Annotated in this window: 25 protein-coding genes and 1 tRNA gene; 9 read left to right on the top strand and 17 right to left on the bottom strand. The window is 66.4% G+C overall.

The window, feature by feature from the left end:
* Window positions 1-2: 2 nt before the first annotated feature.
* From KGQ19_RS51670 to KGQ19_RS03740, 3 genes are read right to left on the bottom strand one after another with little or no spacing between them, the layout of a single operon-like run.
* Entirely contained in the window at window positions 3-1,994 is a 1,992-nt protein-coding gene (locus tag KGQ19_RS51670; protein ID WP_307856339.1) for a PP2C family protein-serine/threonine phosphatase, read from the bottom strand.
* A gap of 19 nt (window positions 1,995-2,013) precedes the next feature.
* Window positions 2,014-2,541 carry an FHA domain-containing protein FhaB/FipA gene (locus KGQ19_RS03745; RefSeq protein WP_212007629.1) on the bottom strand — a complete coding sequence of 176 codons (528 nt, stop codon included), beginning with the start codon at window positions 2,539-2,541 and terminating at the stop codon, window positions 2,014-2,016.
* Between the two features lie 22 nt (window positions 2,542-2,563).
* Window positions 2,564-3,637, bottom strand: coding sequence for an FHA domain-containing protein (locus KGQ19_RS03740; protein WP_212007628.1), 1,074 nt, complete (start codon window positions 3,635-3,637; stop codon window positions 2,564-2,566).
* A gap of 460 nt (window positions 3,638-4,097) precedes the next feature.
* On the opposite strand from KGQ19_RS03740, the gene KGQ19_RS03735 reads away from it, so the two are divergent.
* Window positions 4,098-4,181 (top strand) — tRNA-Leu (locus tag KGQ19_RS03735).
* A 75-nt stretch (window positions 4,182-4,256) separates the two neighbouring features.
* On the opposite strand, the gene KGQ19_RS03730 is transcribed toward KGQ19_RS03735, so the two are convergent.
* Both KGQ19_RS03730 and KGQ19_RS03725 read right to left on the bottom strand, forming a co-directional pair.
* A complete protein-coding gene (locus tag KGQ19_RS03730) occupies window positions 4,257-5,474 on the bottom strand; it encodes a tyrosine-type recombinase/integrase (protein ID WP_212007627.1) in 1,218 nt (405 codons plus the stop codon).
* Window positions 5,475-6,065 carry a hypothetical protein gene (locus KGQ19_RS03725; RefSeq protein WP_212007626.1) on the bottom strand — a complete coding sequence of 197 codons (591 nt, stop codon included), beginning with the start codon at window positions 6,063-6,065 and terminating at the stop codon, window positions 5,475-5,477.
* A 17-nt stretch (window positions 6,066-6,082) separates the two neighbouring features.
* Between KGQ19_RS03725 and KGQ19_RS52535 the strand changes: the two genes are divergently transcribed.
* From KGQ19_RS52535 to KGQ19_RS03710, 3 genes are read left to right on the top strand one after another with little or no spacing between them, the layout of a single operon-like run.
* Window positions 6,083-6,355: a helix-turn-helix domain-containing protein gene (locus KGQ19_RS52535; RefSeq protein ID WP_368862049.1), complete on the top strand. Its 273-nt coding sequence runs from the start codon at window positions 6,083-6,085 to the stop codon at window positions 6,353-6,355.
* A gap of 9 nt (window positions 6,356-6,364) precedes the next feature.
* Entirely contained in the window at window positions 6,365-6,820 is a 456-nt protein-coding gene (locus tag KGQ19_RS03715) for a hypothetical protein (RefSeq protein ID WP_212007624.1), read from the top strand.
* Window positions 6,821-6,854: 34 nt separating this feature from the next.
* A complete protein-coding gene (locus KGQ19_RS03710; protein WP_212007623.1) occupies window positions 6,855-8,063 on the top strand; it encodes a DUF3631 domain-containing protein in 1,209 nt (402 codons plus the stop codon).
* A gap of 1,225 nt (window positions 8,064-9,288) precedes the next feature.
* On the opposite strand, the gene KGQ19_RS03705 is transcribed toward KGQ19_RS03710, so the two are convergent.
* On the bottom strand, window positions 9,289-9,948 hold the full coding sequence (locus tag KGQ19_RS03705) for a DUF2637 domain-containing protein (RefSeq protein WP_212007622.1): 660 nt from the start codon (window positions 9,946-9,948) through the stop codon (window positions 9,289-9,291).
* A gap of 782 nt (window positions 9,949-10,730) precedes the next feature.
* Between KGQ19_RS03705 and KGQ19_RS03700 the strand changes: the two genes are divergently transcribed.
* Window positions 10,731-11,396, top strand: a complete 666-nt coding sequence (locus KGQ19_RS03700; protein WP_212007621.1) for a hypothetical protein — start codon at window positions 10,731-10,733, stop codon at window positions 11,394-11,396.
* 662 nt (window positions 11,397-12,058) lie between these two features.
* Here KGQ19_RS03700 and KGQ19_RS03695 read toward each other — a convergent pair.
* From KGQ19_RS03695 to KGQ19_RS03675, 5 genes are all read right to left on the bottom strand, one after another.
* A complete protein-coding gene (locus tag KGQ19_RS03695) occupies window positions 12,059-12,259 on the bottom strand; it encodes a hypothetical protein (protein WP_212007620.1) in 201 nt (66 codons plus the stop codon).
* Window positions 12,260-12,280: 21 nt separating this feature from the next.
* The gene (locus tag KGQ19_RS03690; protein WP_212007619.1) at window positions 12,281-12,592 is read right to left on the bottom strand and encodes a hypothetical protein; all 312 of its coding nucleotides are present in this window, start codon (window positions 12,590-12,592) and stop codon (window positions 12,281-12,283) included.
* Window positions 12,593-12,685: 93 nt separating this feature from the next.
* The gene (locus KGQ19_RS03685; protein ID WP_230418160.1) at window positions 12,686-13,567 is read right to left on the bottom strand and encodes a Scr1 family TA system antitoxin-like transcriptional regulator; all 882 of its coding nucleotides are present in this window, start codon (window positions 13,565-13,567) and stop codon (window positions 12,686-12,688) included.
* Window positions 13,513-14,028 carry a DUF6879 family protein gene (locus KGQ19_RS03680; RefSeq protein ID WP_368862048.1) on the bottom strand — a complete coding sequence of 172 codons (516 nt, stop codon included), beginning with the start codon at window positions 14,026-14,028 and terminating at the stop codon, window positions 13,513-13,515. The genes KGQ19_RS03685 and KGQ19_RS03680 overlap by 55 nt, the downstream gene beginning before the upstream one ends.
* Entirely contained in the window at window positions 14,012-14,212 is a 201-nt protein-coding gene (locus KGQ19_RS03675; RefSeq protein ID WP_212007616.1) for a hypothetical protein, read from the bottom strand. Before KGQ19_RS03675 ends, KGQ19_RS03680 begins: the two co-directional genes overlap by 17 nt.
* A gap of 549 nt (window positions 14,213-14,761) precedes the next feature.
* Between KGQ19_RS03675 and KGQ19_RS03670 the strand changes: the two genes are divergently transcribed.
* Both KGQ19_RS03670 and KGQ19_RS03665 read left to right on the top strand, forming a co-directional pair.
* Window positions 14,762-15,319 (top strand): SigE family RNA polymerase sigma factor, encoded by a 558-nt coding sequence (locus KGQ19_RS03670; RefSeq protein WP_212007615.1) that lies wholly within the window; start codon window positions 14,762-14,764, stop codon window positions 15,317-15,319.
* A 74-nt stretch (window positions 15,320-15,393) separates the two neighbouring features.
* A complete protein-coding gene (locus KGQ19_RS03665; RefSeq protein ID WP_212007614.1) occupies window positions 15,394-16,293 on the top strand; it encodes a hypothetical protein in 900 nt (299 codons plus the stop codon).
* A 79-nt stretch (window positions 16,294-16,372) separates the two neighbouring features.
* Here the strand turns inward: KGQ19_RS03665 and KGQ19_RS03660 are convergent, their stop codons facing one another.
* From KGQ19_RS03660 to KGQ19_RS03650, 3 genes are all read right to left on the bottom strand, one after another.
* Window positions 16,373-17,020: a class I SAM-dependent methyltransferase gene (locus KGQ19_RS03660; protein ID WP_212007613.1), complete on the bottom strand. Its 648-nt coding sequence runs from the start codon at window positions 17,018-17,020 to the stop codon at window positions 16,373-16,375.
* Between the two features lie 88 nt (window positions 17,021-17,108).
* Window positions 17,109-17,942 carry a DsbA family protein gene (locus KGQ19_RS03655; protein WP_212007612.1) on the bottom strand — a complete coding sequence of 278 codons (834 nt, stop codon included), beginning with the start codon at window positions 17,940-17,942 and terminating at the stop codon, window positions 17,109-17,111.
* Window positions 17,939-18,481 (bottom strand): SigE family RNA polymerase sigma factor, encoded by a 543-nt coding sequence (locus tag KGQ19_RS03650; RefSeq protein WP_212007611.1) that lies wholly within the window; start codon window positions 18,479-18,481, stop codon window positions 17,939-17,941. Before KGQ19_RS03650 ends, KGQ19_RS03655 begins: the two co-directional genes overlap by 4 nt.
* Window positions 18,482-18,597: 116 nt before the next feature.
* Here KGQ19_RS03650 and KGQ19_RS03645 point away from each other — a divergent pair, with 116 nt between their 5' ends.
* Window positions 18,598-19,071, top strand: a complete 474-nt coding sequence (locus tag KGQ19_RS03645; protein ID WP_212007610.1) for a GNAT family N-acetyltransferase — start codon at window positions 18,598-18,600, stop codon at window positions 19,069-19,071.
* Here KGQ19_RS03645 and KGQ19_RS03640 read toward each other — a convergent pair.
* Window positions 19,051-19,791 carry a tyrosine-protein phosphatase gene (locus tag KGQ19_RS03640; protein ID WP_212007609.1) on the bottom strand — a complete coding sequence of 247 codons (741 nt, stop codon included), beginning with the start codon at window positions 19,789-19,791 and terminating at the stop codon, window positions 19,051-19,053. The two genes, KGQ19_RS03645 and KGQ19_RS03640, sit on opposite strands and share 21 nt — an antisense overlap.
* 28 nt (window positions 19,792-19,819) lie before the next feature.
* Complete coding sequence (locus tag KGQ19_RS03635) at window positions 19,820-20,233, bottom strand: winged helix-turn-helix transcriptional regulator (protein WP_212007608.1); 414 nt, start codon at window positions 20,231-20,233, stop codon at window positions 19,820-19,822.
* Between the two features lie 140 nt (window positions 20,234-20,373).
* On the opposite strand from KGQ19_RS03635, the gene KGQ19_RS03630 reads away from it, so the two are divergent.
* Window positions 20,374-21,237, top strand: a complete 864-nt coding sequence (locus KGQ19_RS03630) for an SDR family oxidoreductase (protein ID WP_212007607.1) — start codon at window positions 20,374-20,376, stop codon at window positions 21,235-21,237.
* A 68-nt stretch (window positions 21,238-21,305) separates the two neighbouring features.
* Here the strand turns inward: KGQ19_RS03630 and KGQ19_RS03625 are convergent, their stop codons facing one another.
* Window positions 21,306-22,949 carry an MFS transporter gene (locus KGQ19_RS03625; RefSeq protein WP_212007606.1) on the bottom strand — a complete coding sequence of 548 codons (1,644 nt, stop codon included), beginning with the start codon at window positions 22,947-22,949 and terminating at the stop codon, window positions 21,306-21,308.
* Between the last annotated feature and the right edge of the window lie 72 nt (window positions 22,950-23,021).

The raw sequence follows: 23,021 nt of genomic DNA, 5'->3' as shown, positions 1-23,021 counted from the left end.
TACTAAGGACCGTCCGTAGTTCCGGCGCAGTACGCCTTTCGGGGGTCGTCAGTCGGCTGTGACGCGGCCGACGGCGACGACGTGGGATTCTGCGGGGGCGGCGAGCCCTGCTCGCTGCTCCCGGAGGAGCTGCCGGTCGGGATGTCGGCAGGCGGCGTGGGGACCGGCGCGCTGGTCGGGCCGTTGGCCAGCGGTGCGCCGGCCCTGGAGGCCGGCGAGGACGGAGCGAGGTTCTGCTGCTGCGGCAGCGTGGTGCCGGCCGGTCGGCCGGTCACCGCCTGCAGCTGCACCTGCTGGCCGGCCGGCGGCTGGTTGTGCCGGTAGTCCGCGCAGGACTTGGCGGCCGACCGGTACTGCTCCAGGTAGTTCAGCGCGGCGCCCTTGGAGCCGAAGGACTGGGTGTTGAGCAGGTCTGCGCGCTTGCTCTCCGGCACCGATTCGATCCACAGCGGGCCCTCGGTCATCGACTGCTTCGACGCGGCGAACGACAGCTGCGACATGCCCTGGTAGAGCAGCACCTGCGTCTTGTCCGCCGACGGCGTCACGTAGTACTGCCCCTGGCTGTACATGTAAGCGCCACCCGCGGCAGCGGCCAGCACCACGACCACGGCCCCGGTGATGAGCAGCCCCTTCTTGCCCCGCTTGCCGGCGGTCGCACCGCCAGGGCCGCCGGGCATCCCGTCCGGTCCGCCGAACGCCCCGCCGGGCCCGCCGGGGGAGCCGGGCTGCAGGTTCTCGGCACCGGGCATCATGCCGCGCTGCCCGGGCACCGACTCGGTCTCCATGGTCTGCGCCGCCGGGTCGAACTGGGGCGACGCCGTGGCCACCGGTCCGCCCGGGTGCTCGGCGGTCAGCTGCTGGTTCTGCTGGTTGCGGCGGGACCGCAGCCGCGCGGCCCGGCCGGCCGGGTGGTTCTGCGGGAACTCGTCCTGCTGACCGCCGCCCTGGCCCGGACCACCGGTCGCCGGAGTGCTGAACTGGGGGAGCTGGTCCACCCCTTCGCTGGCCGCGCCGACCACCACCGGGGTCAGCGAGCCCAGCATCTGGGTGGCCTCGTTCGGGCTGGCCCCCGGGATGGTCCCGTCGTCGAGGGTGTCGGCGACGATGCAGGTGATGTTGTCCGGGCCGCCGGCCCGCAGCGCCAGCTCGATCAGCGCGTCCACGGCCTGCTGCGGGTCCAGGTAGGCGGCCAGGGTCTCGGCCAATGTTTCCTGTGAAACAAAGCCTGACAAACCGTCAGAACACAGCAGGTAGCGATCGCCCGGATAGGCGTCGAAGGTGCCGATGTCCGCCTCGACCTGGGTGCGGCCGTCCAGGACCCGCATCAGCAGGGAGCGCTGCGGGTGGTGGCCCGCCTCCTCCTCGGTGATCCGGCCCTCGTCGATCAGCCGCTGCACCCAGGTGTGGTCGGCGGTCATCTGCTCCAGCAGGCCCTCGCGCAGCCGGTAGGCCCGGGAGTCGCCGACGTGCACCATGCCGAACCGGCCGCCGGACCACAGCATCGCGGTCAGCGTGGTGCCCATGCCCTCCAGCTCGGGACGCTCGGCCACGATCGCCCGCAGCCGCTCGTTGGCCGCCACCACCGCGCCGCCCAGCAGCGCCAGGTCGGGCTCGCCGAGCGTCGGGTCGGGGGCCGAGTGCGGGTGGCCGGACTCGCGGGCGGCCAGGTCGTGCTGCGAGATGTGCAGGGTCTGCTCGTTCTCCGGCACGCCCTGGTCCCCCGGCGCCGGTGCGCCGGGCCCCGGGTGAGCGCCCCGCGGCATGACGGGCAGCTCGCCGGAGCTCGACAACGCCTCCAGGCCGACCTCGCCGCCGGGCGCGTCCAGCCGCGAGACCGTCGTCATCACGACCGCGCTGGCCAGCTCACCGGCGGCGGCGCCGCCCATGCCGTCGGCGATCGCCAGCAGGCGCGGGCCGGCGTAACCGGAGTCCTCGTTGCCCTCCCGGATCAGCCCGACATGGGAGCGGATCGCGTACCTGAGCACAAGAGCCATCTGGCACCTCTCCTTATCCCTAAGCGCGCAACTCGAGCACGGTCTTGCCGATGCGGATCGGGACACCGATCTGTGCCACGGTCGGCGCGTTCAGCTTCGTCTGCCCGAGGAAGGTGCCGTTGGTGGAGCCCAGGTCTTCGACTATCCACTGCCCGGAGGCATCCGGGTAGAGCCGGGCGTGCCGACTGGAGGCGTAGTCGTCGTCCAGCACGATGGTCGAGTCGTGGGCCCGCCCCATCGTGACCTGTTGCCCGCTGGTGATGTTCACCGTGGTGCCGGCCAGCGAGCCGCCGACCACCACCAACCGGGTGGGCTGCGGCGGGCCGCTGCGGCGGGCGCCTGGGTTGTAGGGTGCGCGGGCGCCGCCGCGGGGGGCGGCCACCTGCTGGGTCGAGGCGGCGGCCGCCTTGGCTGCCTTGGCCTGCTGGCGCTTGCTCGTCCGGGAACCGTAGAGGTCGGAGCGCATGACCCCGACCGCGGAGAACACGAACAGCCAGAGCAGCACCAGGAAGGCGAGCCGGATCACCGTAAGAGTCAGCTGGGACATCTTGTGTGGGTTCGCCTCGCCCCTAGCCCTGCTGCCGGAAGATGATCGTCGTGGTACCCAGGTGGATCACCGATCCGTCCCGCAGGGGAGCCTGCGTCACGTGCTGGTTGTCCACCACGATGCCGTTGGTCGAGCCCAGGTCGGATACGTAGGACGGGGTCCCGATCCGGATCTCGGCGTGCCGACGGGACACCGACGGGTCGTCCACCCGCAGGTCCACGTCGGTACCGCGGCCCATGGTGGTGACCGGCTTGGTCAGCATGTGCCGGGCGCCGTTGATCTCCACCCAGCACTGGGTCTGGGACTGCTGCGGCGGGTACTGGTCCTGCTGCTGGCCGCCGGGCGGGCCCCAACCGGCCTGCTGCGGCGGCGGCTGGCCGTACGGGTCGTACCCGCCGCCCTGGTTGTAGCCGCCCTGACCCTGCTGGTCATAACCGCCCTGACCCTGCTGGTCGTAGCCGCCCTGGCCGGGCGGCGGCGCGCCCCAGCCGGGCTGCGGCCCGCCCTGCCCCTGCGGGGGCGGCGGGGGGCTGCCCCACGGCGCGGGCTGCGGCACCGGGTTCGGCGGCGGCACCGGCTGAAGCCCGCCGGGCCCCTGCGGTCCGCCCGGGCCCTGGGGTCCACCGGGGCCCTGCGGACCCTGGGGTCCGCCTTGGTATGGGGGAGGCTGGCCGTAGGGGTCGTAGCCCTGGGGCTCGCCTTGCATCTGAGACACGGGCACCACTCCTGCCAACGCCTGACTTTGGATCCGGAACATCCCCGTGTCGAGATCGGCCGCGCGCGCGAACTTCACCTCGACAGGTCCGACGAACATATAGCGCTGTTCCGCGCCGTACTCACGGACGAGTTCGGCGAGTTCGGCGCCCAGGGGGCCGGCGTAAGTCGCCAACCGCTCGTAGTCCACGCCGCCCAACTCGACTGTGAAGTCGTTGGGCACCATGGTCCGTCCCTGGCTGACTATGGCCGCCCGGTCGTCGCACTCGCGCTGTAGCGCGGAAGCGATCTCCACCGGCTGGACCTCGGACTTGAATGCCTTGGCGAAGGCGCCGTTGACCAACCCTTCGATGCGTCGCTCGAACCGCTGTAGGACTCCCACGGACACCCCCTTCCGGCGCGCCAGCCTAGCGTTGACCGGCCTCGCAGACCATTCTGTCGTCCAGCGCCCCACATCGGGACGCCGTCGTCGTCGGACCCACGGTCACCCGCACCGTCCGCCGCCTGCGACATCCGGTCCGTGTGCCTGTTACGGATGAGATCGTAACCACCCCATCCCCCGCTGCGTACCCACATCGCCGCGAGATCAGCCGCACGGCCGTGCCCACGCAGCTCAGCGGCCCGCCCGAAAGCGGCGCCGCGAGCAGGTACGGAAGGAGGGAGGTGAACACCCTCTCGACACAAGGACGTGCGACACCCCCGACCGGTTCCCATCGATTCCGGCTCGGCGAAACGGGCGATCGGCACCCGTACCGGGATGTGACGATCGCTACCTTCGGGCCCGCCCCGATATTGGCGAGAGGCACCTCCACCGCGTGCTAATGTTTGTGCAGCAAGAGCGAGCGCGAGTGGCGGAATAGGCAGACGCGCACGGTTCAGGTCCGTGTGCCCGAAAGGGCGTGGGGGTTCAACTCCCCCCTCGCGCACTTGCGGAGTCGCAGGTCAAGTGGCCTGCGGCTTCTTTATTTGGCGGCAAACATGCAAGGAATCATGCAACAGGGTCAGGCTATGAGGCTGGCAACCTGTTCGGCTGCCGCGTGCTGCATGCCCGGAAGGGCGTGCGTGTAGATGTTGAAGGTAATCGTCGGGTTCGCGTGACCAAGCCGTTCTTGTACGACCTTCACAGGAACGCCGTTCTTCAGCGCCAACGTCGCCCACGTGTGGCGAACATCGTGGAGCCGTACGTCTGGAACCTTGGCCTTAGCAAGACGCCGGTCGAACAAACGGGCCAGCCGGTCAGGGTGGCGCGGCCCACCTGCCTTCTGATTCGGCCCGAGCCGGAACCCATCGCGGGCGAACACAAGATCCTCGTCAACCCACCGGTCCCCGAGGGCCAGGCGCTCAACAGCCTGAGCCTTCCGGTACGCCTTTAATACTTCCCGGGTCTTCGCGTCGAGGTCGATCACACGCGGCTTGTTCGACTTCGGCAGCGTCTCGCGCACGATCTTCCCCCTGATCACCCCCACCGTTTGCCGGATGACCGCCGTGCCGGCGGTGCCCGCCTCGAAATCGATGTCTGACCAGCGGAGCCCGAGCGCTTCCCCACGCCGTACGCCGGTCGTGAAGAAGAAGTGCCAGATCGCGTACTCTCGTTTTCCCTTCTCCTGGTTCAGGAACCGGCTCACTTCTGCGGCCGTCAGAACCGCGAACTCCGGTGCAGCCGCTTCAGCCGCAGACGGGCGTATCGCGGTGGTCGCAGGATTCGACGCGAGGAGCCCGTCAGTCACTGCCTGCTTGAGCGCCCGCGACACGGTGTTGTGGACGTGAAGCACGCTCGACGGCTTGAGTGGTCCCTTACCTTTCGGGCTGCCCTCACGTTCGAGCTTGCGATAGAGGTCGGACAGGTGGCGGGTCGTGAGCTTGGATAGCTTGATGTGGCCTATATGTGGGTTGATATGCAGCGTGACCCACTTCCGGTAGCCCGCGAGAGTCTGAGCCTTCACCCTGTGCGTGTCCAGGAACGCCGTGAGGTAGTCGCTCAAAGGTTGCTCGGACGGGTTCACGAACGTGCGCGCATCCACGGCGGCCGTTGCCTCACGCCGCTTCTTCTGGGCCTCCTCATATGTCTTGATGCCGTAGAACGGCTTCCGCTTGGTCTGACCGGTCTCGCGGTCCTTGTAGCTGATCCAGACGTCGTAGACGGTCGTGCCGTCCTTCAGCTTCCGGGGGACAATGCTGCCGTCCCCGTTCGCGGCTTTGGTCTTCTTCTTCGGGGGCACCTACGCCTCTTCCTTGGGGTCGTCGTTGAGGAGCTTCTTCGCCTTGCTGGTCAACTCGGTCGCCCGCTTGCCCGGCGTTCCGGCTAGCAGGCCAAGGCGCCTTGCCTTCTGAATCCGGGCGCTGACAGTGCTCGAACTGACCGACCAGTCCTGAGCAAGGCGCTTGATGGGCGATCGGTGGCCTTCCCGCACGTACTCGACGTAGGCCCGAGCCACAACGGCGTAGTCCCGCTCCGACTCCGCACGCCCCACAGGGTCGCCGGTGTCCGTCTGGCCCATCCACGCGAGGATTCGCGGCTTCAGCGCGTTCCACTCACGCCGAATGTCACCGAGCGGGATGCTGCGCAGGTCTCCCGTGGTAATGCCGGACATCCAATTGGACTCGTTCATTGACTCCTCGCTGGTGTCGAGTCGGACATGGAGGTCCAGCGGGCCATCAGCCGGCGCCATCGGGTCGAACTGGACCGTCACCCACCAACCGGGGATGTTGTAGAGCCGGTTAAACCGGACGTAGACCGAGCCGTCAGGGCTGTAGGTCGGTACCGCTTCCCACCCTTCGGGAAGCGCCAGGGTGCTGAGGTCGATCGCCATAGCGACGACAGTAACGTATGACAGTTGCCAATGTCCACATGAAGGATGTAGCGTCCACTCACCGAACGTCAGCCGGAAGCTGCCGACGCCGATCGAGGGAGTGTGACGAGCTGTCCGACAACATGATGACCACGGGGGAACTTGCTGAGTACCTGGGACTCAGCACGAAGACCATCTACCGCAACAAGCACAGGTTGCCGACGCATCGCGTTGGCAGGGGCTACCGATTCCGACGCTCCGAAATCGACCGGTGGCTGGAGACCTGCCGCGAGAATCCGGGCCTGCTGTAGCCGCTCGCGATGGCCCACAGCACTAAGGGCCAGATCAGGGGCGGTTGGTGGGAGTCACGCGTTGCCGCCGGCCTGAAGCGCTGGGGCTTTAAGACGGCGCACTACTGCCCCAAGAAGGGCGTAGGCGACGTTCTCGGACTCCCCTTCCTGGTGGAGTGCAAGGCGTACGCCGAAACGTCCTGGCGGCCGTCTGAAGCCGCGAAGTGGGTCAGGAAGGCGGATACCCAAGCTGCGGCTTGCCGTCTTCCTTTTGGCATCGTCATCGCCCATCTCCACGGCGGACAGCGCCTTGAACACGCCCTATGGCTCATGTCGCCCGAGTCCTACGCTCTGGCGCGCGCCGTACTCCCTGAGCTGGTGCCGATCTCGACCTACCCCACCGGAACCATTGCACTTCCTGTGATGGTGCCTGACACCGTGATTGCCCTGGTCCACAAGGGTTTTCCCGGCCTCTCGCGAGCCTGAGCGAGCGGCCATACCCCATCTACGAGGAGGCTCCTTGAGTGATGTTCTGACGGTCCCGACTGGGACCGATGTAAATGACCTGTCGGCTGTCCTGGATGCTGTGGAGGGCTTCATGGCCAGGTTCATTGCCTGGCCGGATGGCCAGGATGGGCATTGCGCTTCGATGGCGGCGCTGTGGGTGGCGCATACGTATACGGCTGAGGCGTTCGGGCGGACGCCGCGCCTGTTGGTGACGGCCGAGACGTTCGGCGCGGGCAAGACGCGGGTGCTTGAGGTGTTGCGCTCGCTGTGCTCGGGCGCGGTGCTGTCTGCGTCCATCACGCCTTCGGTGCTGTTCTCCCTGATCGAGAAGCGGCAGACGGATGGCGCCCCGCCTCCGACGTTCCTTCTGGATGAGGTGGACCGCTGGCTTGACGAAGACCTCACGGGCCTGTTGAACGTGGGCTACCGGACAGGGCAGTCTGTGTTTCGGGTGGACACGTCCAAGGGTCGGAAGGTGATCGAGTTCCCGACCTTCGCGCCGGTCGCGGTCGGCGGCCTGTCGATGGGCCGGATGCCTCAGGACTTTCGGTCCCGCTGCATCAAGCTGGCGATGAGGCGCAAGCCGCCGGAAGTCAGTATTGAGCGGTTCGACGCCCGCCGTCAGGAGGAGGCAAAGGCGTTAGGGGTGCTGCTGGCAGGCTTGATGGCTGCTGAGGCGGACGTGTGGGGCCTGTTGGAGCCCTCATTGATGCCCGATGGCCTGTCGGATCGGGAGTATGAGATTTGGTCGCCGCTGGTGGTGATCGGGGAAGCGGCTAGTGATGTGTGGGGGCGGCGTGCGCGGGAGGCGTGCGCGCACTTCACTTCGGGTGTCAAGGCGCGGGTGGATCTCGATGCCGATCAGCGGTTGTTCCCGGACATGCGGGACGTGTTCCACGATCTGATGGCCGCGCGCGGCCCGGATGGCGGGATGGTCTCGGATTTGATCGGCTCATCGGTGCTGCCGCTTGTGGATGAGGAGCACATCGCCAGTGAGGTGCTGGTGGCCGCGCTCAAGGCGCGCGATGACATGCCGTGGGGTGACTGGTCGTGGTTCACGGTCCACAAGCTGAATCGGATGCTCAAGCCGTACGAGATCTCATCAGGGGTGTACCGGTATCGGCAGGACCCGGGCCTTCCTGTGAAGGGCGGTACTCAGCGGCGGGGTTATGCATGGGCTGACCTTGCTCGGGAGTGGGACAAGTACCCGCCGGAGGCGTAACCGCGTAACAGCCTGTCGCAGCACTTGTCACAGTAAACACGGGGTTTGACCTGCGGTCTCCCGGTTCTGTGACGTTGTGACGAGTTGTCGGGGCGGCCCTTCGGGGCCGTCCTACGGTCACTTCAGCCGGTGAGCCGGCCTGGTGCTGTAAAGCTCATCCCCTTCGACAAACGGCCGGTGCCGAAATCCGGCCGCGTAGCCCCTCGAAGGACTTCACTCTTCACCGGTAGTCCGATTGCCTACGGCTGTTCTGCTGTCTCCTTCACGGCCCTCACGGGGCCGATGGGACCTAACCCATTGGGACACGGCCGCCTTACTGGCGAGCCTTCTTTCATGCCTACCCCCCACCTAACGGCTTAGCTGAACTTCTCTGCTGCTGACGTGCGGCAATGCCGCTAGCGGCCACAACCTTGACCCACAAACGGCAACACTTCCGTGTTGTCCCTTTTGGGGTTATTGAACATAGGTGGTAGGTACTTACGGGATAGGGGGGGTCAAAAGTGTATCGACCTATATGCACAAGACCCGCGCAGTCTCATGTGTGCGCCCGCAGAATAAACGGGTTTTGGGCACACGCGTGACTAACTCATCACCATGCGCACACGCAGGTTGGCAAGAAAAAGGTGTGGACGCTCCATGCTGGAATCGGTTATCATTTTCATCTCGGCAGTGACGCACCGGTCCCCGGTGTAGCTCACACTCTGGCGAAGCGGCCCGCCATTCCCCGTAGTCATGCCCCCTCCCATGGGGGCCTCTTTGTGTTGGGATGGTGGTCTCTCTTGACTTCTGCTGCCTGCTCTGCCCCCGCTTCCGACAAGGCCGGAGCACCCCGGCTCGCTACCGGCAACGACGGTTCCCCGTGGCTGGTGATGACACTCCCCGATGGTGGCCAAGAGCCGGCCAGCCGGATATCTGAGATGCTGGCCGCTTTTGGCGCCGCTGGCGGTGCGCCATCTGCCGCGTACGGCATTGCGTGGTCGTCCTACACGGATCGAGCGAACCAGGGGAAAGAAACGGCTTCAGCGGACCGTACGCGGTCCGTGTAGTCCGCCCATATCGAATCACTCTCGGGTTTTCTGTACGGCCGTCAGCGTTGCTGTCCGGCCGTTTCTGTTTCCTCCGTCGCAGGTCACAGGCATGACGTTTTCAGGCCCTCGGTGCCTGCTACGCACAAGAAACCCCCGCCCATCAAGGGCGGGGGTCTTGTCGTTTCACAGACCTTCTGTCACGCGGCGTTCAGCTTGGCGAGGTAGTTCCTACCAGTCCGGTCTGTGGTCCCTAGCACACCCGCGAGGGTGGCGCCGGTAACCGGCTTGCCCTCTGCCTTCAGCCGCTCCGTAGCGGCTTTGACGCGGTTCAACTTCACCGGCTCCGGAAGGGTGTTCCACGACTCGGCAGCGGCCTTCTCGGGGCTGCCCGTGATGTTGCTGGTATCGGCACTGTTGCTCGCCTGTGTGACGGTCTCTGTCGCGGTTTCCGGCTGTGCCGTCTCGGCCAGGAACCGCACGGCGAGGTGAACGGAAAGCGCCATGACGACGGGCGGAATCGCGGAAACGGCGACCACCACGGGCCACCCCACGGTGAGAACGTGGAACGCGTTCAGGTGCTCGATGCCGTTCCCGACCACGGAAAGGGACACGGCCACGGAAGCGTTGATGCCGGACCGCTTACGGTCCGCCTGCCCTTCCGCCAGCACCAGCCACGACACGGTTGATATCAAGGCATACACGTCCATGGAGACGGGCAGCAAAGCGGCAAGCCCAGGGTTCCAACCTGCGGAGATGCCTAGCCGGCGGAGCGCCGAGAAGCTGAGGATTCCGGCTGCCAGGATGACGATTCCGATTCCGGCAAGCACCAGGGCACGGGCGATACGCTTGGGGGACACTGACGACTCCTAGCCGAGTCTGAGGTGTAGAGCCCGGAACGGTGTTGGTAGCACCCTCCGGGCTCGTTGACGTTTCCGGCAAGGTAGCGGAAGACGAGCACTCTGCGCCATCGGCGCGTGTCATTGACCTGTCTGGGACCAGAACGCTTTAGAGCGATTAGCCAGCTAAGATTGGCAAGTACGCGCCATAGCGGAAGTGCGGCATGGGCGCGCACCTTGCAATACCACGCACATCTCGGAATGGCTGCGCGGTGAGGGCATCGAGATCAGCGACCGTGGCCGTATCCTCAAGGGCCTCATGGACCGCTACCGGCGGCGAACCCGGGTTGCTGAATCTACCGAGCGCGGTAGGGGCCAGCCTTCGGGCTGGCCCTCGCCGGTTCGGCCGCCGACATGTTTCAAAGTGCCCTGGCGCGTATGGAGTGTCAACGTGTTTATAACAGAGCTGCGTTCGAGGTCGCGGTTCTCAACATCCGATGTGACTTACATCACAGATCCGTGGCGTATCAAATGAGGCGACTGCGCCTCTGCGCGTGGTCTAGATGTGTCGGACGAGTGGGCTTTCCCTAGCATGTCAAATGATGCAGATCAATATGCCGATGTGATCCATTGACACGAACGTTCAGTGCCGGAAGAGTCACCGACTGAGGGCTCGCAGAGTCCTGACATGGGAGACGGCCGAGTGCTAGCACACCCGGCCGCCGCAATCCCCACTGTCCGCCCACTACCAGAGGGAGGGGTCCGTGAGGACACCTAACATTCTACTGCGTGGAGTCGCAGTCTTGAGCCTTGCGATAGGGGGAGTTGTTGCTGCTACTGGCGGAGCCGGCGCCGCCACCTCGACCGCAGCAACCCCCGCTCCGCCACCGAGCCATGGGCCGGTCATCGCCCTTACGGCTGGCGACGCAGCCGCATGCAAGGCGTCTGTCGAGAAGCAGCTCGTCACCAAGGTCTCCGCAACGGATGTTGCAGTCGCAGTGAAGAGCGCGTGCGACCTCCAGATCAAGGCCGTTGGTGGCAGCTCGAAGCAGATCGCGGCGGGCGCGACCCCGGTCCAGCGCGCCGGTACGGTCTCGCCAGCCTACGGGGGTGACTGTCCTTGCACATATTGGACCTGGTCCAACGGATTCCAGGTCTATTCGCCCGCTGGCGCATGGTCTGCAACCATGCACGCCTCTTGGAGTGGTGACAATCTAGGGAACTTCATCCAGCACAACTGGACCACCGATCTTCGGTGCACCCAGGACTACGCCTATGGTTACACCATCTCGATGGGGTCCTGCAATTGGAGCGGCCCGGATCCGACCGGCGCGGGTGGGGAATTCTTTTCCCACATGGACTTTGTGGTTTCGTGGCTCTTTAAGGGCTTCCCCGTCTCGGTTACTCACGGGGCGAACGCTACATACCAGGCGACCGGCCATGGCGACAACTGGTACAGTTCGTACTAACTGGAATGCCTAGTCGCTGAACTATGATCGTTGGCTCGACGGGCGGCCGTTGAGCCAACGATCTCGCGCTATGTCGAGCATACGGGAGAAAGTGTCGATGTCGGTAATAGTGGAGCTGGATGAAGACCTTCCGTCGCGACCCACAATCTACCTGTTGGTCATTACGGTGCTTGAGCTGGCAACCTATGTCACAACCAGCTACCCTTCTGGTCTGACCGGAGCCGTGGTTGCCTGGTGCGCCGTCGATGCCTATCTGCTGTTCAGGCTTTGGCAGGGTCGGTATAATTCGTGGCTAATATTGATGGCTCTAAACGTCGCCGCCTCGGCTCTTCTGCTAGCGTCATTCATCGGATTCGTGAAGACTGGTCAGAGTCTTTCTTGGGGCGTCATGCAAGCTGCTATAATGCTTCTGAAACTTGCATTGATTGGGTCCCGCAGGGTGCGCGGCTGGGCTTCATAGGAAAATCCGGGCATGACCAGTGGGTCAATCACGCCAATGGTTCTCACGGTCTCTCTCCTGCTTAGTGGTGGCGCACCCGCCCGCCCGGCACGCGCCACGGGGGAAGTCGCCTCTACAGGCGGACGGCTGGATCAGGCGCGCTTTACAGTTGGCCGGCTCAGGCAACCCGCCGACCGGTACGGGATCGGCGGGAGTCTCGGAGTCACAGCGGCAGGCACACGGCAACGTCCTCGGTGTTGAGGAACTGGATTGGCTCCGTATCACCCATGGTGAAGATCCTCACGAACGGCCCGCTCTCTTCAACCCGTTCGACCTGGACCCACCCCACACGATCGCGATAGATGAATGCCCCCTCAGGAACGAGCGCCGGCACCATGTTGGTTTGGCTACTCGGAAGCGCCATGTCTTCCACCTCCGGCTTCCGCTAGTTGCCTTCCTCGTCATTACGCACCCACAGCTGCGAGCTGGCCAGGAACGTCCGGTCGATGATGTCGGTGAATTCGACAGTGACGAACCTGCGCCACTGTTTGGCGGCCGTGCCCGGCACCGGAGCGTCGTAGGGCCGTCCCACCTTGCTCACCTCGTACCATTCCGAGTCCGGGTCCAGGTGTACCCACTGGCCGGGCTTGAGCATGGTCACCGGCACGCGCCGCTGGTTGGCAACGAAGTAGCGTCCCGGCTCTGCCGGACCGGTCATCGGCTCCACGGCTGTGATTGCGTGGCTTGTCGTCCTCACGGCCTGTTCTCCTCTGCGCGTCTCAGATCTTTTAGACCATAACGACGCAGGTAGAAGGCCGGATAGGGCTAGTCACGTAGCCGCATAATCTCCTCATGCGCGGGCGCGAAAATCGGCCGAAATTGAGGCCAGGAGACTAGTTGCGTCGGTACCCCACAACGCATGCTCTTCGAAGAGGCGGAAGCGTTCAAGGTGGATCTCTACGTCGCGCGGATCACGCATCACCACCAGCCCGCCATACGTCTCTGCGGTTGCGAGCCGTTCGTCGTACACGACGAAGATGCTCAAGAGGGCTGGTAGGCCCGATACGCCGTTCGACGGGATGAGCCCCATTCGGACGCTGGCTAGGCTCGCGAGCGAGACAAGGCGATCGACCTGTACAGCCATGCCCTCAGGTCCGAGGATCGGCCAGCGTACAGCGCCCTCTGTCATTAAGAACGTGAACCGCTTCTCGCGGTTGTAGAGAACGGTCTGGCGCTCAAGCCGCTTCGCGATCGCGGCTGCCTGGGGGTAAGGCATGCTCGCATGCGCGTACTCAGGTGTGTGAAGGAGCCCGGTCAACATCGTGGGCAGGAAGAACCGGATCTCGCGCGAGTCCTGTTCAAGCTTTGCTAACTCGCGTTGGCGGTGCTCAAGGCCACGGCGTCGGGATGACCGTACGTCGTGAAACTCGGTGTTGGCGGCGCGCGCCAGCTTCAGCAGCTCTTCGGCGTCAGCCTCGGGGACCTCAAGTGCTCTGACGATAGCCTGAACATCGAACACAGTTGCTAGGGTCCGGCCGGTCTCGATCCGGCTGACTTTCGTCTGGCTCATTCCGGTTCGCACTGCCAGGCGTTCCCCGGACAGGCCAGACGCTAGCCGCAACTCCTTAAGCGCTGCGGCTAGGTCGGCCCGCTGCTGTTCCTGCTCTTCAGGCTCGATCAGTGTTGGTACTCCTGGAACGGCACTGAGTGTGCTAGCGCGTAGTCTCGCCATTCAAGGTATCGCCCTAGGTCGGCGTCTTCGACCAGTTCACGGCCGATCTGCGTCCCGTCCATGTGGTAGTCGAGCCGTGCCACGATCTCTTCGTCCCACAGCCAGAAGTCGAATGTGGGAAGCGGGGGCAACGGCTTGCCAGTCAGGTCCAGGACGCGGATGTCTTCCCCGGCTGCGATGTTGCCGGGGACAGACCAGGCAAATCCATACCGTTGGTAATCGGTGAGCGGCTGGCGCATGACACGGACGCGCGTCATACTCTTGCCCGCCTTTACGTTGGCGCGCACGGTCTCATGCCAACGGGCGTTGTGACCCTCCGGCGGACTCAGCTCGCCGGCTAGAAACCGTCGTACCTCGTCTACCTCGTCCGGCATGGTGTACGTCGGTTGGGTCTCCAGCCGAAACGCGGACCGCTTGAAGTCGCGAGAGTACGCCCGCCAGACTTCACCCTCCAAGCGCACGCAGTGCCTCCCTCAACAGGTCTGCCGAGATCTCGACTGCCTGTTCCCCGGCGCCGAGTCGGAGCCCTTCAGCCTGGCTCACCGCGTCGCCCTGTACGACGATCGTGCCGGAGTCCGTGACGTACACGGCCGGGCAGTCGTCGGAACCGCAGTCCGGCGGGTCGGCCAGTTTCGTGAGCTTCATGGTTCCCCCTTGTCTTGTAGTGGGTTGATCACCATAAGCGAGGCTAGGTGTGGGGTGATGCCTGGTCAACGGCAAGTCACGTTCCTGCATAGATCGGTAGTCACGTCCCTGACTGCCTCGGCGCGCGTCAGCCGACCACCCGTCATGCAGCCATGCAACCGACATGCAACCTGATGTCTTTTTATGTCCTCTCGGGTACAAACGAAGAGTCCCCAACCAGCGCGTCTATGCTGGTCAGGGACTCGTTCACCTGGTGATCCGTTGCCGGTTTGCCGGGTAGGGCGTGGGGGTTCAACTCCCCCCTCGCGCACTTGTAAGTAGTCGACGATAGGGCTCGGTTCCGAGGACGACAAGTCCCGGGGAACCGGGCCTGATCGCTTTTCCCGATCGTTTTCGGGCGGGGATGAGGACGCTCTGTCGGGTGTCCCGGTTAACCCCGATGGGTGTGACGCGGTCGGTCGACGGGTTTGTCCGACTTCCAGACCTCGGTACGGCCGCGGCCGAAAATTCGCGTGCCACAGTTCCCCATCTTCGCGGCGTTGATCGGATATGAGGCTCATACAGCGCGGGAGTCGCGGGTCGACAGAAGCTGACGGCGCGGCCCTGGACTTCCAGGCGTTCGTCGCGGCCAGCGGACCGCGGTTGTTCCGTTCCGCCTGCCTGCTCACCGGTGGGGACACCCATGCCGCCGAGGACCTGGTCCAGGAGACCTTCGGGTTGCTGTACCGGCGGTGGCAGCGGGTGGGCGGGCTGGACAACCCGGTCGGTTATGCGCAGACCACCCTGGTCAACCGGTTTGTGTCGGCGCGGCGTAAACGGAGCAACAGCGAACGCCCGGCCGGCGGTGGCGGGCTCGGCGGTGTGGCGGATCAACCGACTCGCGGCGAGGACGTCGTGCTGCGGGTGGCGTTGCTGGAGGCGTTGCGGTCGCTACCGCCGGTCGACCGTGCGGTGCTGGTGCTCAGGTTCTGGGAGGACCTGAGTGTGGCCGAGACGGCGGCCCGGCTGAACCTGTCCGACACCGCCGTCCGCTCGCGCTGTTCCCGTGCGCTGGCACGGGTTCGCGAGCTGCTGGGCGGCGATTTCGCCGACCTGGCGCGTTTCTGAGCACTTCCCGGGCGCGTCCGGACCGGCCCGGTCCCCGATCACTCTCAGACCTGACACGAAAGAGGTGTACTCCCATGTCCACCGATCACTTCGAGGACATCGACCACGATCAACCGGACGGCATCGCCGCGGCGTTCCGCGAGACTGCCTTCTCCTTCGAGGCACCGGCCTCCGCCGTGCTGCACGCCGGGGCGCTGGCCCACGCCCGGCGCCACCGCCGCCGCTCGGCCGCCGCCGGGACGCTCGCCGCGGTCGCGGCGGTCGGCGTCGCCGGCGCCGTCGTCACCATGATCCCGTCGCGCACCGGGGCTTCCACGCCTTCGTCAGTCGGCCCGGGCGCGGCCGGGGTCACATCATCGAGCTCGACCCCGAGCCCGAGCCCCGACCACTCGACGTCGCCGGCGGCCGTGGCCCCGACACACGTGACGGCGGCTCAAGGCAAGGCGCTCGCGAACTCCGTACTGGATATCGCGGTGGGCGCCCTTCCGCCCGGCTCGCATCCCGTCAAAACGGGATTCGGCGCGGGCGGCACAAAGATCCCGGATGGGAAGAACCTGCCGGTCAACGGCGCTCCAGCGAACATCCTCGGCACCGTCCACGGCACGTGGAGCCTGGGCACCCAGGACGGTCCGGGCGCCGGGGTCGTCGTCTCGATCCGCACCGACACACCCACCTGTCAGAAGATGAAGCTGAGCCCGAATGACGTGTGCACCGTCGCCCCGTTCGCCAAGGGCGGCGAGTTCATCACGTACAAAAGCCGGAAGGATCCCACTACTCAGACTGGTCCCTACTTTTTGTCCTACGTCTGGGTCCGTCCGGACGGCGCTGTGATCGAAGTCGACATGGTGGAACCGTCGCCCTCGCAGTTCACATTGACCAGCGACCAGGCGAGCACACTGCTGGCGGCACCGGGATGGGACCAGGCCGTCACAGAGTTGAAGGCCCTCGTCGCCAACGCGGTGACCGTCCCATGAATCTGACCGCTTAACGCGGTCGATCGAACCGGCGGTGACACAGAGCGCGCCTGTGTCACCGCCGGTTCAGGGTTAGCACTTAACGTCCGGCGCCCTCACCAGCACCGCGAGCCAGCACCCACTGCCACGCTTCGCACCCCATCCCCGTCTCCTTACTCACCAGCTCGTCGACGATCGGCGTGAGACCGGCCTCGGTGAGATGGCGGGTGTTCGTGGCCGGATCGTGGCTGGCGAAGAACATGGGGACGCCGAGCCACGGTTCGACGTCGTCGGCCGACCCGCCCTGGCCGAAGGAAGCCAGCAGGAGGCCGCCGGGGCGGAGCCAGCGGGCGATCTTGGCCAGCAGGGGTGGCTGCTGCTCGCGGGGAACGTGGTTGAAGCTGTAGAACGCCGTGACCGCGTCGAACGAGGCGTCCGGCAGCTCCAGATTGATCATGTCCGCCTTGCGGAACGCGGCGCTCGGCACCCGCTGCGCGGCGAGCGCCAGCTGAGCGGCCGAAATGTCCACGCCGAGAACGTCAAAACGTTGAGCCAGCAAGGCGGTCGCCGGCACCCCGGCACCACAGCCGAGCTCGAGAACGCGCGCACCGTCAGGAAGACGGTCGGCCAACTCGCCCACGAACCGGATCCGGGGATCGTCGGGGACGCCTTCGCCGAACGCGGCCAAGTACTGCTCGGCCATGGCGTCGTATCCGGACTCGATGATGTTCTGCGGATCAGAGCTCATGGGGCAGCAAGCTAGCCGCGCGTACGTGCCACGACCACGGGTTTTCTCAGCCGGGCAGGATGGTGTCCGTGCGCCCGCCGCGACACCGTTAGTGCGCCCCAATAATCTGAGTCAACCAGGTGTCGACGCCGACTCCCAGCGGCTTGGTGCTGTCGGTTCCCTGGCCGTTCCACTGTTGGCCGCCGGCGTTGATGCACGGCACGCCGGGGCACTGCAGGGTGTTGATGGCGGTGTCGTAGTTCGCGCGGATCGCCGCCGCATACGGCTGATCGTCCACGCACTTCACAAACGACGGAGTCACCAGACCGGGGATCCCCCGGGCGATGGAGATCATCTCCGTCGGCGAGCTGAAGGGGTCATCGGCGTCGGAGGCCGGTTGGTGCGCGAAGACCGCGGCCCGGTAGGCGAGGAAGTCGCCCCGATCGGCCGCACACTGCACGGCGTTTCCCGCGACCACGGACCCGGTCCCGTTCGGCGTGTCGTGGCGGTCGATCAGGTCGACCGGGCGGTACTCGACCTCGATCTTGCCGGACGCGGTCTCCTGCTTGAGCAGCGCGCTGGTCCCGCTGTCGACCTGGCGGCACGGCGGGCAGCGGTAGTCGTCGTAGATCACCACCTTCGTCTTCGCCGACGGCGATCCCAGGGTCACCACGGCGTCCGCGGCCGGCGACAGTCGCCCCGAGCTGGACGCCGCACCGGGCTGCGGGGAGCTGCCAGCTGTTCCGGAGGCGAAGGCGGTCCCCGCGATCACCGCCGCGGCGACGACCCCGAGCACCGCCGAGCCCGCCAGACCGTTCCGCCGACGCACCGAGGACCGCCCCCGCCGCAGGATCACATCGGTCGGCGCCGCCGCGACCCGTGCCGTGCCGGCGGTGCCGGTCATGATCTCGCGCAGGCCGTCGTCCCACGAATCCTGTGTCATGCCCGTTCTCCTCTCAACGACGCCGCCGGCTCCCGAAACGAGGACAGCCCGGCCAGACCCGCGTCATTCCTCAACTTCGCCAGCGCCCGTGAAGCCTGGCTCTTGACGTTGCCGACGGAACAGCCGAGCAGGTCGGCGACCTCGCCCTCGGCCAAGTCCTCCCAGTACCGCAGCACCACGATCGCGCGCTGCCGCGGCGGCAGCCCGGCCAGCGCCGCGAACAGCACGTCCCGGTCCTCGACCGCGCGACTGGCGTCCGGCCGCGCGTGCGGCTCCGGCACCGTGGCGACGCTGTACTCCACCGGCCGCTTCGACCGGAACCGACTCCGGTTGGCGTTGACCAGGATCTTGCGCACGTAGGCGTCGACGTCCTCGACCCGGCGCACCCGGTGCCACGACCGGTAGGCCTTGATCAACGTCGCCTGGGCGAGATCTTCGGCGTGGCCGAGATCCCCCGTCAGCAGATACGCCGTCCGCACCAGCCCCGGCCACCGCGCAGCCGTGAAGTGGCGGAACTCGTCTTCGTCCTCGGACCGCATCCGGTACCCCCTTCCGCACGCACAAACCGCGGGGTCGCCAGAACAGGTTGCATCACCGTGACAACTCGCGGAACCGCCGATGGTCGCCGGATACCGCCGACGGGTATCACCCGGATATGACCGACATCGAGATCCGCCCGGCGACCCTGGACGATCTGGACGGCCTCACCCAAGACAGCGCCGACCTGTTCGCCGAGGACGGCGTCACCCGGGACCGGCTGCGTGACCCGGAATGGCCGCGCGACGACATCCGCACCAGGTGTGCCGGACTCATCGCCGCTCCAGACGCACTGGTACTGGTCGCTGTAGAGGACGACACAGTAATCGGGCACGTAATAGGAACCTTCAGCCCGGCGTCCTCTATGTGGACCGCGGCGCGCGCCGAACTAGTCAGCACGCATGTAGCCGTTCCCTATAGAGGACAAGGGATCGGCGGCCGTCTGGTGGAGGACTTCATCGCCTGGGGACGCGAACGCGGAGCCGTACGCCTCCACGTCTCCGCGTATACGGCGAACGACTCCGCGATCCGCTTCTATCAGCGCTATGGCTTCGTGCCACTGTCGATCGAGCTAGCCCTCGACGTCGACTAGGTTCGTCTTCAACGCGGTGACCAGAGCGTCGTCGACACCGAGTTCCTGTTCTGCGTAACCCTCTACAGAGCCGTAGCGGGCCTTCAGATCGGCGATGAACAGCTCCATCGGATCCTTAGGGGCGCGCGCATAGGCGGGCCACTTCAGTTCGCGATCGGGGTAGAACGCCTTCCAGTCCGCGATCAACCGCTGCGTGGCCAACTCCGTCAACGAGAAGTCGTCCAGCACCGTCTCCTCGGGAACCCCGATCAGGGTGAGGACGTACAGCGCGATGATGCCGGTGCGGTCCTTGCCCGAGGCGCAGTGGAAGACCGTGGGACCGGACTCAGGATCGGCGATGACGTCCAAGACCTCACGGATCTCCTTGACGCCGTCCTGTGAGACCTCCATATAGCGATCCGCGAGGAACCGCCACGGATCGAAGTCGCTTCCCAGCGCGCCCTGGTCGTACGGCTGGTGCTCGATGCTGGAATTCAGATAGCGCAGCCCGGGGAAGTCCGGCACCCGGCCGGCCTTCTCTATCTCCCAGGGGTAACGCAGGTCGATGACCGTGTGCACGTCCAGCTCCCGGAAGCGCTCGACGTCAGCCGCCTCGCGCAGCTTCCCGAGGTTGTCCGACCGGTACAGCACGCCCCACTTCGTGGTGCCACCGTCCGCGGTCGGGTAGCCGCCGAGATCACGGAAGTTGTGCAGGCGCTGGAATTCCACGTGTCTGGTCATGACGCCCAGTGTGGATCATCGGCAGGAGCTAGGCGGCGGCCGCCTGGTCATAGCGGGCCTGAAGCCCCTCGATCTCCGGCATCCGGCTCTCCAGGAAGCGCACCAGGTCCTTCAGCCGTTCGGCGATCTCCTTGCCGAGCGGGGTCAGCTGGTACTCGACCCGCGGCGGCATCGTCGACTGCACCTCGCGGACCACGGAACCGTCCCGCTCCAGGGCTTGCAGCCCCTGGGACAGCATCTTCTCGCTCACCCCGTCGACCCGGCGGCGCAGCTCGTTGAACCGGACCGGCCCCTCCAGCAGGGCCATCATGATCAGCGTGCCCCAGCGGCCGGTCACGTGCTCCAGGACGGGGCGCGACGGACAGCGCGCCTGCAAGACGTCGAAGACCAGGTCGAGGGCGCGCTCTTCGGAATCGGCTGATGATTCGGCGCGCGTGCTCATGCCGTCCACGGTACCCCACTCGCTTTCCCTGCGGTAGTGCTGCGCCTCGGGTTGCACTTTCCAAAAGTTAGTGCAATCGTTGATCTCGCACTAACCGAGAGAAAGCGCCCAACCCCGGGCCGCGCCCCCAAGGAGCCGTCATGACCATCGCCATCACCGCCGCCAGCGGCCACCTCGGCCGGCTCGTCGTCGAGGACCTGCTGAGCCGCGGCGTCCCGGCCGGACAGATCCGCGCCATCGTGCGCACCCCGGAGAAGGTGCAGGATCTCGCCGACCGCGGCGTGCAGGTCGTGCCCGGCGACTACGCCGACGCCGCGAGCCTCACCGAGGCCCTGCGCGGCGCCGACAAGTGGGTCTTCATCTCCTCCAGCGGCCCGGACGAGGTCCGCCTCAGCCACCACCTGAACGCGATCAAGGGCGCGAAGGAGGCCGGGGTCGGCCACGTGATCTACACCTCGATTCCGCAGGCTGAGGCCAACCCGATCGGCTTCGCCTGGGTCCACAAGGACACCGAGGCCGCGGTCAAGGAGTCCGGCCTGCCCTACACGTTCCTGCGGAACAACTGGTACTGGGAGAACCTGACCGCGACCCTGCCGGCCTCGATCGAGCACGGCGCGATCATCGGCTCCGTGGGCGAGGGCCGGACCGCGTTCGCCTCCCGGGCCGACTACGCCGCCGCGGCCGGAGTGGTGGCCACCGCCGAAGGCCACGTGGGCAAGGTCTACGAGCTCACCGGCGACCGGGCTTACAGCCGCGCCGAGATCGCCGCCGAGGTCTCGCGCCAGGCCGGCAAGGAGGTCGCGGCCGTGAACCTGGAGCCGGCCGAGTACCGCAAGACTCTGGAGGGCTTCGGCCTGCCGGGCTTCCTCGCAGCGGGTCTGGCCGACGCGGACTCGAAGATCTCCGAGGGCGCGCTGGCCGAGGTGACCGACACCCTCAGCACCCTGATCGGCCGTCCGACCACCACGGTCGCCGAGGCCGTGACCGAAGCGCTCAAGGTCTGAATCCTGCGCTGGACAAAAGGATCCGCCGGTCTCCCCCTCCGAGACCGGCGGATCCTTCTCTGTACGCGTCACACAGCCGAGGCGTAGTCACCGACAGGCTCGGCCGGCGCCGCCTTCGCACCCTTTTTCTCCGGCTTCTCCTTCTTGCTCTTGGGAGCCTTCTTGGGCGCGGCCGGCAAGACCGGCTCGTTGCGCAGCGCCCGCACGGCGAACAGCGCGGTGAGCGCCAGGACCGCCGCACCCGCCAGGGCCGCGGTGTGCAGACCCGAGGTGTAGGCGTCGCGCGCCGTGATCAGCAGGCTGTGTCCGGCCGCCCCGGGGAACTGCCCGGCGACGGCGACCGCGCCGCCGATGGTCTCGTGGGCCGCGTGCACCGCCGGCTCCGGAGCTCCGCCCGCACCCACCGACGCCATCTTGTTGTGGTAGATCGCGGCGCCCAGGCTGCCCAGCAGGGCCATCCCCAGCGAACTGCCGAGTTCGGCGCCGGTCTCGTTGAGCGCCGAGGCCGAACCGGCCCGCTCGGCCGGGGCCGCGGCCATCACCATGTTCCCGACGATGCTCTGCGCCGCGACCACGCCGCCGGCCGCCACCCCGGCACCGACCATCAGCACCACGACCGGGTTGCCCGGGTGGACCAGCGTCAGAACCAGCGCGCCGCAGGCCGAGACCAGGAAGGCGGTGCCGATGATCCGCGCCGGGCGGACCCTGGTGGTCAACGCGCCGGTGAGCGCCATCCCGACGCTGACGAACGGCATCGCGGCCATCGACCACAGCGCGGCGGTGAACGGCCGCATGCCGGCCACAGACTGCAGGTACTGCGTGTTGAAGAGGCTGAATCCCATCAGGACGAAGTTGCCGCACAAGTTCACCAGCATCGGCGCCCGGAAGCTCGGCTTGCGGAACAGCTCCATGTCGACCAGCGGGTTCTTCGCGGTGTGCTGACGGATCACGAAGGCGATACCCAGCGCGACGCCGAAGGCCAACGCGGCGGCCGCGGTGGCGCTGAAGCCGTCCACGGCCAGCTGCTTGATCCCGTAGACCGCCGGGAAGATCGTGGCCATCGACAGCACCGAACCCAGGACGTCGAACCGTCGGCCGGCGGCCCGGGTCTTGTACTCCGGGAGCAGGATCGGGCCCAGGACCAACAGCAGCGCCATCGCCGGCAGGTTGATCAGGAACACCGAACCCCACCAGAAGTGGTTCAACAGCACGCCGCCGACGATCGGGCCGAGGGTGACGCCGCCGATCAGACCGCCGGTCCACAGCGAGATCGCGGTCTGCCGCTGCTTGGGGTCGTGGAACATGTTGCGGATCAGGGCCATCGTCGAGGGCATCAGTGTCGCCCCGGCCACCCCGAGCAGGGCCCGGGCGCCGATCAGCATCTCGGCGCTGCCGGAGTAGGCGGCCACGACCGAGGCCGCGCCGAACGCCGTGGCGCCGGTCAGCAGCAGCCGGCGCCGGCCGATCCGGTCGCCGATGGCGCCCATGGTGATCAGCAGCCCGGCCAGGGCGAAGCCGTAGGCGTCCATGATCCACAGCTGTTGGGTGGCACTGGGCTTGAGGTCGGCGCTGATGAACGGCAGCCCGAAGAGCAGGACCGACATGTCCATCGAGATGAGCAGGCACGGCAGGACCAGCACGGCCAGCCCGATCCACTCTTTGCGGCCGGCCCGCGGGGCCGGGGCGGTTTCAGCACTCTGGGTCGTCGTCATGAGAGGAACGTACAACCGTCTTGGACGATCGTGCAAGACTGTCGTTCAAGACGTTGGTGCAAGACATTCGTC

It is taken from the genome of Catenulispora pinistramenti, from assembly GCF_018274385.1.
Classification (GTDB): domain Bacteria; phylum Actinomycetota; class Actinomycetes; order Streptomycetales; family Catenulisporaceae; genus Catenulispora; species Catenulispora pinistramenti.
This window is presented reverse-complemented; position numbering and strand designations above follow the sequence as displayed.

What these genes read in the sequence shown, in the direction of transcription:
- KGQ19_RS03715 (WP_212007624.1), top strand. Translation starts at nt 6,365, where the DNA reads ATGGCCCACAGCACTAAGGGCCAGATCAGGGGCGGTTGGTGGGAGTCA.
- KGQ19_RS03630 (WP_212007607.1), top strand. Translation starts at nt 20,374, where the DNA reads ATGACCATCGCCATCACCGCCGCCAGCGGCCACCTCGGCCGGCTCGTC.
- KGQ19_RS03645 (WP_212007610.1), top strand. Translation starts at nt 18,598, where the DNA reads ATGACCGACATCGAGATCCGCCCGGCGACCCTGGACGATCTGGACGGC.
- KGQ19_RS03675 (WP_212007616.1), bottom strand. Translation starts at nt 14,212, where the DNA reads ATGAAGCTCACGAAACTGGCCGACCCGCCGGACTGCGGTTCCGACGAC.
- KGQ19_RS03655 (WP_212007612.1), bottom strand. Translation starts at nt 17,942, where the DNA reads ATGACACAGGATTCGTGGGACGACGGCCTGCGCGAGATCATGACCGGC.
- KGQ19_RS03745 (WP_212007629.1), bottom strand. Translation starts at nt 2,541, where the DNA reads ATGTCCCAGCTGACTCTTACGGTGATCCGGCTCGCCTTCCTGGTGCTG.
- KGQ19_RS03670 (WP_212007615.1), top strand. Translation starts at nt 14,762, where the DNA reads ATGAGGCTCATACAGCGCGGGAGTCGCGGGTCGACAGAAGCTGACGGC.
- KGQ19_RS03695 (WP_212007620.1), bottom strand. Translation starts at nt 12,259, where the DNA reads ATGGCGCTTCCGAGTAGCCAAACCAACATGGTGCCGGCGCTCGTTCCT.
- KGQ19_RS03685 (WP_230418160.1), bottom strand. Translation starts at nt 13,567, where the DNA reads ATGGCGAGACTACGCGCTAGCACACTCAGTGCCGTTCCAGGAGTACCA.
- KGQ19_RS03725 (WP_212007626.1), bottom strand. Translation starts at nt 6,065, where the DNA reads ATGGCGATCGACCTCAGCACCCTGGCGCTTCCCGAAGGGTGGGAAGCG.
- KGQ19_RS03650 (WP_212007611.1), bottom strand. Translation starts at nt 18,481, where the DNA reads ATGCGGTCCGAGGACGAAGACGAGTTCCGCCACTTCACGGCTGCGCGG.
- KGQ19_RS03665 (WP_212007614.1), top strand. Translation starts at nt 15,394, where the DNA reads ATGTCCACCGATCACTTCGAGGACATCGACCACGATCAACCGGACGGC.
- KGQ19_RS03660 (WP_212007613.1), bottom strand. Translation starts at nt 17,020, where the DNA reads ATGAGCTCTGATCCGCAGAACATCATCGAGTCCGGATACGACGCCATG.
- KGQ19_RS51670 (WP_307856339.1), bottom strand. Translation starts at nt 1,994, where the DNA reads ATGGCTCTTGTGCTCAGGTACGCGATCCGCTCCCATGTCGGGCTGATC.
- KGQ19_RS52535 (WP_368862049.1), top strand. Translation starts at nt 6,083, where the DNA reads ATGACAGTTGCCAATGTCCACATGAAGGATGTAGCGTCCACTCACCGA.
- KGQ19_RS03640 (WP_212007609.1), bottom strand. Translation starts at nt 19,791, where the DNA reads ATGACCAGACACGTGGAATTCCAGCGCCTGCACAACTTCCGTGATCTC.
- KGQ19_RS03635 (WP_212007608.1), bottom strand. Translation starts at nt 20,233, where the DNA reads ATGAGCACGCGCGCCGAATCATCAGCCGATTCCGAAGAGCGCGCCCTC.
- KGQ19_RS03625 (WP_212007606.1), bottom strand. Translation starts at nt 22,949, where the DNA reads ATGACGACGACCCAGAGTGCTGAAACCGCCCCGGCCCCGCGGGCCGGC.